This window comes from Paenibacillus sp. JT31N11, assembly GCF_056269285.1.
In genome coordinates this window covers 697618-711660 of sequence record NZ_JBWDNQ010000002.1, presented here as the reverse complement: position 1 = coordinate 711660, position 14043 = coordinate 697618, and the positions used below count along the sequence as shown (strand labels likewise).

At 51.9% G+C, this 14043-nt stretch carries 13 protein-coding genes; 12 read left to right on the top strand and 1 reads right to left on the bottom strand.

Annotated features, from left to right (window positions below):
* Window positions 1-20 precede the first annotated feature (20 nt).
* The 5 genes from AC0YNV_RS11470 (at window position 21) to holA (ending at window position 5254) form a co-directional block, all read left to right on the top strand.
* Window positions 21-731, top strand: coding sequence for a S1 family peptidase (locus AC0YNV_RS11470; RefSeq protein ID WP_475768205.1), 711 nt, complete (start codon window positions 21-23; stop codon window positions 729-731).
* Between the two features lie 321 nt (window positions 732-1052).
* Window positions 1053-2006, top strand: a complete 954-nt coding sequence (locus AC0YNV_RS11465) for a D-2-hydroxyacid dehydrogenase (protein WP_475768204.1) — start codon at window positions 1053-1055, stop codon at window positions 2004-2006.
* Between the two features lie 321 nt (window positions 2007-2327).
* Complete coding sequence (locus tag AC0YNV_RS11460; RefSeq protein WP_210037738.1) at window positions 2328-2876, top strand: RNA polymerase sigma factor; 549 nt, start codon at window positions 2328-2330, stop codon at window positions 2874-2876.
* Window positions 2873-4003, top strand: a complete 1131-nt coding sequence (locus tag AC0YNV_RS11455) for an anti-sigma factor family protein (RefSeq protein WP_475768203.1) — start codon at window positions 2873-2875, stop codon at window positions 4001-4003. Before AC0YNV_RS11460 ends, AC0YNV_RS11455 begins: the two co-directional genes overlap by 4 nt.
* 228 nt (window positions 4004-4231) lie before the next feature.
* Complete coding sequence (gene holA / locus AC0YNV_RS11450) at window positions 4232-5254, top strand: DNA polymerase III subunit delta (RefSeq protein ID WP_475768202.1); 1023 nt, start codon at window positions 4232-4234, stop codon at window positions 5252-5254.
* A gap of 140 nt (window positions 5255-5394) precedes the next feature.
* Here the strand turns inward: holA and rpsT are convergent, their stop codons facing one another.
* On the bottom strand, window positions 5395-5667 hold the full coding sequence (gene rpsT, locus AC0YNV_RS11445) for a 30S ribosomal protein S20 (protein ID WP_210037735.1): 273 nt from the start codon (window positions 5665-5667) through the stop codon (window positions 5395-5397).
* 191 nt (window positions 5668-5858) lie between these two features.
* On the opposite strand from rpsT, the gene gpr reads away from it, so the two are divergent.
* From gpr to hrcA, 7 genes are all read left to right on the top strand, one after another.
* On the top strand, window positions 5859-6863 hold the full coding sequence (gene gpr / locus AC0YNV_RS11440; RefSeq protein ID WP_475768201.1) for a GPR endopeptidase: 1005 nt from the start codon (window positions 5859-5861) through the stop codon (window positions 6861-6863).
* A 195-nt stretch (window positions 6864-7058) separates the two neighbouring features.
* Window positions 7059-8408: a stage II sporulation protein P gene (gene spoIIP / locus AC0YNV_RS11435; protein ID WP_475768200.1), complete on the top strand. Its 1350-nt coding sequence runs from the start codon at window positions 7059-7061 to the stop codon at window positions 8406-8408.
* Window positions 8409-8437: 29 nt separating this feature from the next.
* Window positions 8438-8911, top strand: coding sequence for a hypothetical protein (locus tag AC0YNV_RS11430; protein ID WP_475768199.1), 474 nt, complete (start codon window positions 8438-8440; stop codon window positions 8909-8911).
* A 67-nt stretch (window positions 8912-8978) separates the two neighbouring features.
* Entirely contained in the window at window positions 8979-10793 is a 1815-nt protein-coding gene (lepA, locus tag AC0YNV_RS11425; RefSeq protein WP_475768198.1) for a translation elongation factor 4, read from the top strand.
* A 191-nt stretch (window positions 10794-10984) separates the two neighbouring features.
* Window positions 10985-12172 (top strand): radical SAM family heme chaperone HemW, encoded by a 1188-nt coding sequence (gene hemW, locus AC0YNV_RS11420; protein WP_475768197.1) that lies wholly within the window; start codon window positions 10985-10987, stop codon window positions 12170-12172.
* Between the two features lie 227 nt (window positions 12173-12399).
* Window positions 12400-12867 carry an N-acetyltransferase gene (locus AC0YNV_RS11415; RefSeq protein ID WP_475768196.1) on the top strand — a complete coding sequence of 156 codons (468 nt, stop codon included), beginning with the start codon at window positions 12400-12402 and terminating at the stop codon, window positions 12865-12867.
* 141 nt (window positions 12868-13008) lie between these two features.
* Window positions 13009-14034, top strand: a complete 1026-nt coding sequence (hrcA, locus tag AC0YNV_RS11410; protein ID WP_475768195.1) for a heat-inducible transcriptional repressor HrcA — start codon at window positions 13009-13011, stop codon at window positions 14032-14034.
* The last annotated feature ends 9 nt before the right edge of the window (window positions 14035-14043 follow it).

Genomic DNA, 14043 nt, shown 5'->3' with positions numbered 1-14043 from the left:
AGGGGAAAGGGCGATAAGAGATGAAACGGAAACTGCTGGCCTTGTTCTTATTCTTTTCGTTATTGGCCGGCATCGGCTTCTATACGGACACTCAACCCGACCGGAAGGTTTACGGGGACACACCTGTGAGCTATAATGCGCAGGAAATCTATGCAAACACTCAAGATGCGGTGTTCTATATCCGCGCCTTGGGCAAGAATGGCGTATTGAAGAATACCGGTACCGGCGTTATGATTTCCCCGGACGGAACTGCAGCGACAGCGTACCATGTCGTAGCCGATGCGGACAAGCTGGAGGGAATCTTCAACGACGGACGCATAGTGACGGGTATCAAGGTGCTTCGCTATGACGAATTGACGGATGCGGCGGTTCTGAAATTGCCGCTCCCGGCCGGCAAGGAAGCGGCTTACGCCGCACTTGAGATCAGGAATCCGGCTGTATTGCAGGGGGAAAAAGTATTTGCGATCGGTTACCCGCTGAAGCAGACGCCGATTATTACAGAAGGCGTTGTCAATTCTCCGGCCGCGAAGATCAACGGGAGATCTGTCATTCTGACTTCCGCCCAGGTCGTCAGCGGAATGTCCGGCGGACCTTTGATCGATCAATATGGCCGGTTGGCCGGAATTCTGTCGGGGTCGCTCCGGACAATGGACGCTATTCATCTGGTGGTGGGTACTGCAGACTTGCGCAGCCTTCTGCAAGCGCAGGCCAAACCGGCAGCGGTCAAGTAAGATAGGACAGGTTTGCTTCAGGAGAAACAGCAGTAGATGCCGCACGGCCCCATGGCTGTGCGGTTCTTTTATTTGGCAGAGAAAGGAATTCGGCGACTCAATAATCGGGCCGCCAGATCAAAAATCGCACGCCGCTCTATTATTTGACAGCTCTCAGCAGGCAATGGTACGATTTGGTTAACTATTATTTCTTCCGGTAGAAATGAAGAAAGGCAGGGGCTATGGATCAGACCGAGAAGGAGCTGGTTCAGGAGTCTCTTTTTTTATGAAGTCCCGAACGGTCAGTTTTTCTATTCGCTTGAAGAGAGAGGTGGAGCATACATGGGGAAAATCGTTGTCGTTCATCCGCTTGAACCGAGGTTTGCCGATCAAATAAGGGAAGCCGCTCCGGGATGGGAGCTTATCGAAGGCCATGACAGAGCATTCGCTGCACAGCATCTGCCTGATGCTGAAATTGTTTTGGGCTGGAATTCGTTGGTGGAAAAGCTTGTCGTCTCGGGTCCTTCTCATTTGAAATGGGTACAGAACTGGGGGGCTGGCGTCGAACGTCTGCCGCTGGGTAAATTCAGGGAGCTCGGTATTGCTTTAACAAACGCAAGCGGCGTCCATCCGAATCCGATATCGGAAACGATTTTTGCCATGCTGCTGTCCTTCACCCGCCATCTCCACACAGCTATCCGAAATCAAACCAGGAGCAGCTGGATGAACACGGGCGAGATGGGGGAGGCTCATGGGCGTACGATGGGAATTTTGGGCGTAGGCGCCATTGGACTTGAGACGGCAAAGCTGGCTAAAGCCTTTAACATGAAAGTGCTGGGGGTCCGCAGATCCGGCCTTCCGGAGCAGTGGGTCGACCGGATGTACGGCAGCGAGGGGCTGCTTGAGGTATTGGAGCAAAGCGACTATATCGTTAACTGCCTGCCTCATACGCGGGAAACGGAACACATCCTCGGCAAAGAACAGTTCGCGGCGATGAAGAATACGGCTTTCTACATTAATATAGGCCGGGGCAAAACGACAGATACCGAGGCATTGCTTGACGCTCTGCGAAACAAGAAACTTGCCGGAGCGGGCCTTGATGTATTCGAGCAGGAGCCGCTGCCGGCCGATCATCCCTTCTGGACGATGGACAATGTTATTGTAACCCCTCATCATGCAGGCAGTACCAATTTTTATACGGAACGCGTCATTGCGATATTTATTGAAAATTTGAAGCAGTATGTGCAGGGCATTCAGCCTGCTGCAAGTGTTGTTGATTTAAGCAATGAATATTAACCCGTTTCCGTTTCATTAATCTTACGGAAAAAGAGTTAAGATTCATCTTGCAGGCAAGAGCCGCAAAAACGTGCGTTGATGCATGGTTTTGCGGCTCTTATTTTTATTTATGGCCAAGAGAGTGTTTACACCTGCAAAATATCCTAATTTAGGCTCATCCCGCAAGGCTATACGGCACTTTGCTTTTCTGATATTCTTAAAATCAGTGCAAATCGTTCTTATGATAATAATTCTAAAATTTGTTTAAAGATTTAATGATTGAATAATGCAACATTATCAACTTCCTTTACGTCTAAAGGTTGCAAGAGAGGGGGATCCTCCGTGGTAGAGCCCGGCCTAATTAAAGCGGCCCAAGCCGGCGATGGCGACGCTCTTATATCTCTATTGCGAGAGATTGAAAATCATGTTTACCGGACAGCCTACTATATATTAAACAACGAGCAGGATGCGATGGATGCGGCCCAGGAGGCGCTTATCCGCGTTTATACCAAAATTGGATCCTACGAGGAGAAGGCGCAGTTCAAAACATGGGTGCAGCGGATTGTAACAAATATTTGTATCGACAAGTTCAGACGCAACAAACCAACTGTGTCGATCGAGGAACACGAAATGGTGTTTTCCGATTCGCATTCCGTTGAAGAGGAAGTGCTGTCCAGTTATGCGGTGCAGGATATCCGCAGAGCTATAGACAAGCTTCCGGAGCATCATCGGGCAGTTGTGGTTTTAAGGTACTTACAGGATTTTTCTTACAATGAAATTGCCGATTCTTTAGACCTGCCACTAAATACAGTCAAATCCTATTTATTCCGGGCAAGACAGCAGCTGCAAACGTACCTCCATGATTATCAGAAAGGTGGTGTCCGAGGATGAATTGTCAAGAGGTGATGGAATATATGCAACGAGAGCTGGATGGGGACCTTGATGATCGGGAAACCGAAATCTTGATGACTCATACGCGGCATTGCCCCGAATGCACAGCGGTGTTCGAAAAATTAAAGCTGCTATCCGCCGGACTCGATAATCTTCCCAAGGTAACCCCGAGCTACAGCCTGGTTGATGCGATTATGCCCAGACTGCTTGAGCTGCAGACCGTTCAAAGCGCCGAGCTTGCAGCTGATCCTTCTCAGGATGAGGAACAAGAAGCGCCTGCACCAAGACGCGTGCAGGGCGGCCGATCGCAGGAGAGACGCAAAAGCCGGTTTTCGACACGTATTATGGGAGGCGTTATTGCCGCAGGAATCGTGGTCGGCCTGATCTTCATCACGAATCCGTTTGAGGGCACCAATAGCCTGAACGATTCGGCGAACTCCGGTACGATGACCGCTGATACTTCATCAGCCGATACGGCGAGCCGCAAAACGACTGTGGATGAGAGCGCTCAAGAGAGCAACACGCCCAAGGCAGATGATGAAGTGCGTGTATCCGGCAACAATGCCGATGCGAAAGACAATGCCGCAAATAGTCAAGCAGGCGGGGGGTCTAGCGATTCGCCCCCGATCGCAAATAATATGCAAACCCAGGAGAACCCGGCATCCAAGGATATCGCAGGAACAGGTTCGCCGGCGGACGGAGAGGACGGAGCCGCACCATCCAATGATCCCGGTAATAGCCAGGGACAGTCACTGTATAGTGAATCGGGCAGCGGAAATGCCGGGGGAGCGGCGGATGCGCCCGCAGACCCGCCGGCTCCGACGGCAGACATGCAGGCCCCGGAAGGCGAGGATACGCTTCGTAATCAGATTCTCTCTTCACAGGATCCGCAAGCCCTCTCGCCTGACAAACTTTACAACGCGGCTGTGGTCGATAAAGTATTGAAAATCTTTAACACAGCTGATAATGAGATGATTTTTCAAGGAGCAAAAAGGGATGGCATCGCCAACCTGAAATGGTCTTCGGACAGCAAGACAATCACATATGAGTCGACTGCCGCCGACGGCAAGAAGCAGGAGTATGTCGTCGATCTGGCAGCCTCGTCCGAGAAGCTCAAGACCAATTAATTGCTGCCGAATCTGCACACATGGTGTGATGTTAGCGTATAATGCAGGATACGACAACCGTCACAGTGCGGAACCTTAACGTCGTATGACCATCCACAGACGGTACCATGGGCCGACCGACCTGCGGATGTTTATATAGATGTTTAGGGACAAAGGGGTGAAGTCGCAGATGACTTCATCCCTTTGTTGCTGTTGCTTCTTCCAAGTATACATAGGGAGTGAACAGAAATGGATGTCAAAGAGGCGATGAAGCAGTGGAAATCCGGTCAATTTTCTTCGGTTTACGTGATCTATGGGAAGGACAGATACCGGATGGGGCAGTTTATCGGGGTGCTGACGGAGCTGCTGCTGCCGCGAGATGAGCGTGAGCTTGGCATTGTCAAATTTGATACCTCGGAGACTTCAATTGAAGAAGCCGTCGCTGAAGCGGATACGCTGCCGTTCTTTGCTTCCCGCAAGCTTGTCATTATCCGGGATCAGTCCGTGCTGGCAGCGGCGCAGGGCAAGGAAGGCAAGATTGAGCATAAGACCGAGCGGCTGCTCGCTTATTTGCAGCAGCCCTGCGAAAGCAGCGTGGTGGTATTCCAGGTGATGGCTGAGAAGCTGGATGAGCGGCGCAAGGTCGTAAAGCTGCTGAAGGAACAAAATGCGCTTATTCCATTTCAGGAGCTGCAGGAGAGCGAGCTGCAGCAGTGGACGATCAAGCGGGCAGAGGAGCAGGGCCGGATTCTGAAGAAGGAAGCGGCGGAGCTGCTCCTTGCCCGAGCCGGAACGAATATGCAGCAGCTTGCCCATGAAGTGGACAAGCTTTGTCTTCATGCGGGACCAGGAGGAACCATTGATGTAAGCGAGGTGGAGACGCTGATCGCTTCTACGGTGGAGGAGGATGTATTTGCCCTCATCGATGCCATGGCCACGCTGAAGGTGGATAAAGCGCTCAAGCTCTACGGCGAGCTGCTGCTCCGCAAGGAGGAGCCGATCAAGATTGCGGCGCTCATTGCCCGCCAGCTTCGCATTATGCTGCAGATCAAGGAGCTTGCCCAGCATCAGTATTCTCCCCAGCAGATGGCCGGACAGCTGGGACTCCACCCTTACGCGGTCAAGCTTGCCGCCGAGAAGGCCAGGATTTTCTCAGTCAAGTCGCTTGGCGGCCATCTGGATCGACTGGCAGAGCTGGATTATAAGATGAAAACGGGGAAGATCGAAAAAACGCTGGGTCTCGAATTATTCCTGCTGTCGCTGACCGCATAAGGAAACAGCCCGCGAAAAAATCCCTGCCGACGGAATTATGCGGTGAGCAGGGATTTTGCTTTTTAGGAGCTGTAGGTATCTATTCAGGTACACAAAAAGAAACTAACCTTGCCGGCAAGGTTAGTTTCTTTTTGTGTGTATTAGGCTTGAGCCGAAAGAGCGTTAAGCTTTTTCGCCAGACGAGACTTTTTGCGGGAAGCCGCATTTTTATGAATCAGACCTTTAGTAACCGCTTTGTCGAGCTTTTTTGTAGCTAGTTGAAGAGCTGCTTTGGCAGCATCCACATCAGTAGCGACAACAGCTAGATCAGCAGCTTTAACGGCCGTGCGGAGCGCGGATTTTTGCGAAGCGTTCAAAGCGCGACGTCTCTCGCTTGTTTTAACGCGTTTCACAGCTGATTTAATGTTTGGCATTGCATTCACCTCCTGTAAAAAAAGAAACCCCTTGTTAACAACACAACTTGAAATATTTTACCACGCACATGCCCAAAAAGCAATACTGTCCGGATGGAGCAAAGCAACAGCAATTCCCTTCTTATCCGCATAATTCGCACCCTTCAACCGCAAACTAAGGAAAACGATTCTGGAGGGAGCGCACAGATACGATGGGAGATCTTGATCTGCAGCAGTTTAATACGACCATTGACTTGGCCTTGGAGGCCAAGGAACATGCGGAAGCGGGCGGAAACGGACCCATTCCGGGGGTTCTGACCGATACCACGGAGGATGACGGAATTACGATCACAAGACTGGAAATCACCACTGAGGAAGGCTCGGCGGCGCTTGGCAAAATGATGGGTCATTACGTCACCTTCGAAGTCCCGGATCTGCGCAAGCAGGACACTGCGCTGCAGGATCGCGTTGCCACCAAATTTGCTCAGGAATTCGCGGGATTTCTGGACCGTATCGGCATTGGCAAGTCCGCCAATGTGCTCATCGTAGGACTGGGCAACTGGAACGTAACGCCGGATGCACTTGGTCCCCTGGTAGTGGAGAATTCCCTTGTAACCCGCCATTATTATGAGCTTATGCCCGAACAGGTGGCTCCCGGCTACCGCTGCGTCAGCGCCGTGGCGCCCGGAGTGCTGGGCGTAACGGGCATTGAATCGAGCGATATCGTACAGGGTATCATCGACCGCTCCAAGCCGGATCTTATCATTGCGATCGATGCGCTGGCATCCAAAGCGCTGGACCGCGTGAACACCACTATTCAGATCGCTGATACCGGCGTCCATCCCGGCTCCGGGATCGGCAACAAGCGCCGCGGGCTGACCAAGGAAATTTTGGGCGTTCCCGTAATAGCGATAGGAGTGCCGACTGTTGTGTATGCGTCTACCATCGTCAACAATACCATCGAGCTCATGCGCAATCATATCAAGGCGCAGAATGGAAATACGGACAAGATCTTCGGCTTGATCAATCAGATGCCTGAGAATGAACGTCTCCAGCTTGTGCGTGAAGCGCTTGGACCGCTTGGCTACGATCTGCTCGTGACTCCCAAGGAGATTGACCAGTTTATTGAGGATATTGCCAATATTGTTGCCAGCGGGCTGAATGCCGCTCTTCATGAAGCGGTGGATAAAAGCAATGTCGCCGCCTATACGCACTGACTTACCGGACATAATCCCTGCTGTCTGACTGCAGGGACTTTTTGCGTTGTTCAATCTTTCTTTCAGCCTATCAAACTAGTAACTTCTGAATCATTCTTGTCTTACTCTACCAAATTCCGGTTCTATGAAATGTTTTCCTCTCATATGGTGATAGTGGGCTGTTGACGAAGATTTTACTTGGGAGGAACTAAACCTATGAGACGAGTTATTGTAACGTGGAATCTGGGAAGAGGCAGCATGCGGCTTCGCAATCTGCTTGTTGCCGGCCGAACATTCGCCATATTGTCTATTGGATCGATGATTCTCGTGATTGTTATCGGAATTGGCGCAATTGTGCAGGCGAAGACGGCCAAGTCGCCGGTTTCTTCCATGAAAGGGTTCGCTGCAGCTGTTTCAAGCGGAACTTTTGCGGATATGCTTGCAATGGAAATGCCAGGCAGCGATCAAGGGACGAATACTTCCACCATATCAGGCAGGCAGATGAGCTCCTTCCTGGTGCGTCTGCTGACTGATGTTAATCCTTCCGATCCGAAAAGCCTGCTTGCCTCCGAATATCCCGGCATGAACGGCGATGATGCTGTCCTGCTTAGAGGCGGATCAAGCGCGGATACAGCCGTGGAGCCGGAGGACCATGAGCCGCTGCCGGAGGGAGGGCAGTCAGCGGTGGATGACGGGCACCGGGTGGATGAATCAGGCCGCCCTGATCCGGGGCCGGATGAAGACTTGACAGCGGACCCCGACCCGGGAAGCGGCGGGACGGTTGATTCAGACAGCGGCAGCGAGACCGCGGGGAACGGGCAGGCAGCGCCGGACAGCGGTGGAACGTCTGGACAGAGCGGAAGCGGGGAAGATGGCCAGGTCAGCGGGGACAACAGCGCGCAGCCTACAACGGGAGGACGGAATGTCGTTTTTATCTATCATTCGCACAGCCGCGAATCCTGGTTTCCCGAGGTGAAAAGCACCAAGACTGCGGAATCCTCTACAACCAACATCACGCTGCTTGGCAAGCGTCTTGCGGATAAGCTTCAGGCGAATGGTATTGGCGCTCTTCATTCATCAGAAGATTACGTGACAGCGATTAAAAATTACAATTGGGCCCTATCCTATAAATATTCGAAAAAAACGGTGACCGAGGCGTTGGCCGTCAATAAGGATTTGAAATTTTTCTTTGACATCCACAGGGACTCCCAGCACCGCAAAGAAACCACGACAACCATCGGCGGAAAATCCTACGCCCAGGTATTTTTTATCATCGGCCACGCGAATCCCGACTGGCGGAAGAATGAAGCGTTCGCAGGCGAAATTCACGAAGCCTTGGAAAGCCGCTATCCCGGCATATCAAGGGGGATCTGGGGCAAAACGACGGCAAGCGGAAACGGGGAATATAACCAGTCGGTTTCCCCTGACAGTGTATTGATCGAAGTTGGCGGTGTCGACAACACGCTGGAGGAATCTTACCGGACGATCGATGCGCTAGCCAAGGTGATCACCGAAATATATTGGAATGCGGAGAAGGTCAACACGAACCTGGGTGCAGGACTGTAAGGATATGAAAAAGATAAGGGGGAGTCGATATGCGCAGTCATTCTCTGAAAATGGTCGTGGTTGGCGGTGTCGTGGCTCTGGTTGTGATGTTCGGCATTGATATCGCGTCAAGCGGAATCGAGCGCATCAACGGGCCGCTGACGACGGAGGAAGCGCTGCCGGTTTATCCGGATCCGGCAGCGGAAGATGAAGGATATTCCAACCCAGCTGGCCCTGCTGACTCTGTGGATGGAGGATCTGCCGCGTCAGGCGGCCCACGGCGGATTATTGACGCCCAGCACGGCAGAGAGACAGACTGGGTGAAGCTTGAGGAGCAGCGCCAGCTTGAGGCGCAGAGACGGCTGCAGGCGGCTTATGAGAACGAGCGGCTGCCAGGCGTTCCCGAGCTGACGAGCGATTCGGGCGTGAACAAGCTGGCTGACGGAACAGCCGGGATGCTGCAATCCGTCTCGAGCAAGGGGATTCGAATGATCGTTTCGTTTTTTGAATCCGTTACCGATTGATGACACACCCCCGAACTGATATAATAATAAGAATGATTAGCAATTAGGCATTTTGTGGGGGTTAGGCATGGCGGACGTACGTGACCGACAAAAGAAGATTCGAAATTTTTCAATCATTGCTCATATCGATCATGGCAAATCGACCTTGGCGGACCGGATATTGGAATATACCGGCGCTTTGACCTCCAGGGAGATGCAGGCCCAGGTGCTTGACCAGATGGATTTGGAGCGGGAACGCGGGATTACCATTAAATTGCAGGCTGTTCGTCTGGGCTACAAGGCAGATGACGGCGAAGAATACATCTTGAATTTGATCGATACGCCGGGACACGTCGATTTTACATACGAGGTATCCCGCAGTCTGGCGGCATGCGAGGGCGCGCTGCTCGTGGTCGATGCAGCACAGGGTATTGAAGCGCAGACGCTGGCAAACGTGTATCTGGCGCTTGACAACAACCTTGAGATCGTACCGGTTATCAACAAGATTGATTTGCCCAGCGCTGAGCCGGAACGGGTTAAGCAGGAGATCGAGGATGTAATCGGCCTTGATACGAGCGATGCGGTATTGGCCTCGGCCAAGTCGGGAATCGGAATCAAGGAGATATTGGAGCAGGTGGTCAAGAAGATGCCTTCGCCAAACGGCGAACCGGATAATCCGCTCAAAGCGTTGATATTCGATTCCCACTATGATGCTTACAAAGGCGTAATCGTCTATGTCCGTGTCGTTGACGGCAGCATCAAGGCAGGCAACAAAATCCGCTTCATGGCTACCGGCGCCGAGTTTGAAGTTATTGAAGTGGGCGCATTCATGCCGCGTATGGCGATCGTATCGGAGCTTGCTGTAGGCGATGTCGGATTCATTGTCGCCGGTATCAAGAATGTGAAGGACACCCGGGTCGGCGACACGGTTACCGATGCGAAGAAGCCGGCGCTCGAGCCGCTTCCGGGCTACCGCCGGATCAATCCCATGGTATTCTGCGGGTTGTACCCGATCGAAACACAGGATTACAATGATCTGCGGGATGCGCTGGAGAAGCTGGAGCTTAATGATGCTTCCCTGCGCTATGAGGCGGAGTCGTCAACAGCGCTTGGTTTCGGCTTCCGCTGCGGCTTCCTGGGCTTGCTGCACATGGAGATTATTCAGGAGCGGATCGAGCGGGAATTCAATATTCCGTTGATTACGACGGCTCCGAGCGTTGTGTACCGCGTAACGCTGACCGACGGATCGGTGATCGAGATCGACAACCCGTCCAATTTACCTGAGATCGGCAAAATCGATTTCGTGGAAGAGCCGTATGTCAAGGCGGCCATTATTGTGCCAAACGATTATGTCGGCGCCATCATGGAGCTGTGCCAGAACAAACGCGGCGAGTTCATCAATATGGAATATTTGGACACCAACCGCGTGACCATCAGTTATAACGTGCCGCTGTCGGAAATCGTTTATGATTTCTTCGACCAGCTCAAATCGAGCACGAAGGGCTACGCATCCTTTGATTATGAACTGTCGGGCTACCGTCAATCCAAACTGGTCAAAATGGAGATCATGCTTAATAATGAGCAGGTTGACGCATTGTCTGTCATTGTACACCGCGACCGCGCCTATAACCGCGGACGGGTAATATGCGAGAAGCTGAAAGAGCTTATTCCGCGCCAAATGTTCGAGGTGCCGATTCAGGCATCCATCGGTACAAAGGTCATTGCCCGAGAGACCGTCAAGGCCATGCGCAAAAACGTTCTTGCCAAGTGCTACGGCGGCGACATCAGCCGGAAGCGCAAGCTGCTGGAGAAGCAGAAGGAAGGCAAGAAGCGGATGAAGCAGGTAGGCAGTGTGGAAGTGCCGCAGGAAGCCTTTATGGCTGTCCTCAAGATCGATGATTAATCCGGCTTGCGGTTCAGTCACGGGAGAGCAGATGAGAGGGAGCCAAGTGCTCCCTTTTCGACTTATAGAGCAATTATTTTGACTGCCCGGGAAGCAGGCGGAAGGTTAGGGGCTGCTTTCCGAAATCACGGCTGTGGTTAAGGTACAAGGCTGCTTACGCAAGGGCCGGGTTTTAATTGGAGGTAATCTAAATGTTGAACATTGCGCCGAACGCGCTTTATATTCATATCCCTTTCTGCACAAACAAATGCTTTTACTGCGATTTCAACTCCTACGTGCTTAAAGGACAGCCCGTCGATGATTATCTGACTGCGCTTGAACACGAGATGGAGCTGACTGCCGCGGCGCTGCCGCCGCAGGAAATCCGCACGGTTTTTGTCGGCGGCGGAACGCCAACCGTGCTTAATCCGGTCCAGATGGAACGTTTTCTGTCCTCTGTGAAACGGCATTTTCCGCTGCATGGCGATCTTGAGTTCACCATGGAGGCCAATCCTGGGACAACCGATCCCGACAAGCTGGCTGCTATGCGGGCGGGCGGCGTCAACCGCATCAGCTTTGGCGTGCAATCCTTCGACAATGGCTTGCTGGAGCGGATCGGACGGATTCATAATGTGGAGGATGTATACCGCAGCATCGAGAATGCGCGCGCTGCCGGCTTTGACAACCTGTCCATCGACCTGATGTTCGGTCTGCCCGGGCAGACGGTGCAGCTGCTCTCTGAGAGCGTAGACCGTGCGCTGGCGCTTGAGCTGCCGCATTATTCGCTGTATGGCCTGAAGGTGGAGGAGAATACGCTGTTTCATGCCATGTACGAGCGCAACGAGCTGCCGCTTCCTCCGGAGGATGATGAGCTGGCGATGTATATGCTGCTTATCGAGAAGCTGAAGGGTGCGGGTTTTCATCATTATGAGATCAGCAATTTTGCCAAGCCGGGCTTCGAGAGCAGGCATAATACAACCTACTGGCGCAACGAGCTCTATTACGGACTGGGTGCCGGCGCCCATGGTTATGCCCGCGGCGAGCGGCATATGAATATTAAAGGGGTACAGCCATATATCGATGCTGCGGGCGTCAGATTGCCGCGTCTCGAAACGAACAGAGTCAGCGATTATGAGGCGATGGAAGACTTTATGATGGTTGGGCTTCGTTTGCTGGAGGGTGTGAGCGAATCTGATTTTGCGGCTCAATTCCCCGGCCGTACCATTGCAGCAGAATTCGGACCGGAGCTTGCGCCGCTGCTTGAGAACGGACTGCTGGAAATAACCGGAGCAGCAGCCGGCAGCCCTCAGGGATATAAGCTTTCCGGCAAAGGATTGCCGCTGGGCAATGAAGTTTTTGCCGCATTTATAGGAACAAAGGATGAGGCTGTAGTCGATTGACCCTGCAATTTGCTCAGGGTAGGTGATCATTGATTTTTTGAAAGCCGGCAGGAAGGCACCATCACTGGTGTCTTTTTGCTATTTAACGATCCTTTTATCATAGACTCTGTATAGAAATTTCCCGGCGGGAAGATGTCCATAAATTTTTCTTGTACAGTTATGCGTAGTAGTGTATATTTATTCGTATTATCCGATTTAATGGAACACCCGGGTGGAGGCGAAAAGCGATGCAAGCACAAGCGGTATGCAGAAAGGCAACTATGGAAGACGCAGGCACATTGGCTGATCTGATTGCGGGTTATGCCCAGAAGGGGATCATGCTGCCGCGCTCGAAAGAGGTGCTGCAGCGTCAGATTGATACTTTTATAGTCGCAGAGGTGGACGGGGAAGTGGTGGGCTGCGGATCGCTCTGCAAGCTCGGAACGGATCTCGTGGAGATACGTTCACTCGGCATCTCCGAAGGCTATAAGGGGCTCGGTATTGGAAGCAAGCTTGTAGACTTCCTTATTGAAGAAGCCAGAAATCAGCACATCACCAAAGTCATGGCACTGACGTATGAAGTCACCTTCTTCCAGAAAAACGGCTTCAAAATCGTGGATAAAGAAATTTTTCCCGAAAAAGTATGGAAAGACTGTGTACATTGCGCCAAGCAGCATGCTTGCGATGAAATAGCAGTCCTGAAAATGCTGAACTGACTTGACAATAGGCAAGTTGGTTTGGTATTTTTGTATTAATGATTAGCACTCAACGATAACGAGTGCTAACGAGGTTGAGAAATTGCATTCAACAATGGCAATAACATCGTTTTGCTCTGCAAAACCACAGGAGGTGCTGCGATGCTTACAGAGCGGCAAAGAATGATACTTAGCGCAATAATTGATGATTACATTCGTTCTGCAGAACCTGTAGGCTCCCGCAGTATTTCCAAACGCGGCGATGTCGGCTACAGTCCTGCTACGATTCGCAACGAGATGGCCGATCTGGAAGAGCTCGGATTTTTGGAGCAGCCCCATACATCGGCTGGCCGTATCCCTTCTACCAAGGGCTATCGTTATTACGTTGACCATCTCGTCAGGCTGGGCGAGGTCAATGAACAGGATTTAAGCACAGTGCGCTCGTTTTTTGCGGAAAAAATGAACCAAATGGAAGAAATCATCCAGCATGCTGCGATGATCCTTTCCAATCTGACGAATTATACGTCTATTGTTCTGGGACCGGAGACGTTTACGAATTCGCTCAAACATTTTCAGCTCGTTCCGCTCAGCTCGGATACGGCAGTTGCAATTGTTGTGACGAATACCGGACATGTCGAGAACCGGACGGTTTCGCTTCCTGCTGATATGAGCATGGAAGAGATGGAGCATGCGGTTAATGTTTTGAACCATAAGCTTATCGGTGTGCCGATTTCGCGGCTGAAATCCAGGATTTACTCGGAGGTCGGGCAGGAGCTCGGCCGTTATGTGGATGGATGTGAGCGGCTGCTGGGCATTCTAGACGAAGCGCTGATGAACGATGAAGACAACCGCGTTTTTCTTAGCGGGACGACCAACATGCTGACGCAGCCGGAGTTCAAGGATGTTGACAAGGTGAAGACGCTGCTTGATCTGTTCGAGCAGACTCCCACCCTGATGCGGATGTTCACGGCTTTGCCAAGCGGCATTCAAGTCAGGATTGGTACTGAAAACGCACATGAAGCGATTAACAACTGCAGTTTGATCACGGCGAACTATTCCGTTGACGGCCAGTCGCTTGGAACGATCGGCATTCTTGGTCCTACCCGGATGGATTACGGGAAAGTGATCAGCTTGATCGATATTTTGTCCAAGGACATGGCCGTGCTTCTCGGTCGCTGGTATAAGTAAAGCATATTT